This is a genomic window from Leifsonia sp. SIMBA_070, from assembly GCF_046534635.1.
GTDB lineage: Bacteria > Actinomycetota > Actinomycetes > Actinomycetales > Microbacteriaceae > Leifsonia.
In genome coordinates this window covers 1-266 of sequence record NZ_JAWRYK010000381.1, presented here as the reverse complement: position 1 = coordinate 266, position 266 = coordinate 1, and the positions used below count along the sequence as shown (strand labels likewise).

The window sequence follows — 266 nt, the reverse complement described above, 5'->3', positions numbered from 1 at the left end:
GAACTACTGGGAGCTGCAGATCCCCTTCGGCGGCCACGCCGGCAAGGACAGCGGCGTCGGCCGCATCGGCGGCCGGCACACGCTGGTCGCGATGAGCGAGCTCAAGACCGTGAGCTTCACGAGGCCCCTGCCGTGAGCGCCGAGCCCGCCGCTCAACCGCTCGCCTGGCAGGATCTGACGAGCCCGGACATCGACGCGCTCGACCGCGACCGCACGGTGGTCGTCCTGCCCTGCGGCTCGGTCGAGCAGCACGGCCGGCACATGCC

General features: G+C 72.2%; 1 protein-coding gene. It reads left to right on the top strand.

What is annotated here, in order from left to right; all coding sequences use genetic code 11:
- Positions 1-132: 132 nt before the first annotated feature.
- Positions 133-266, top strand: a 134-nt coding sequence (locus SB754_RS20755) for a creatininase family protein (RefSeq protein ID WP_410784243.1), incomplete at its 3' end; no start/stop codon positions are given.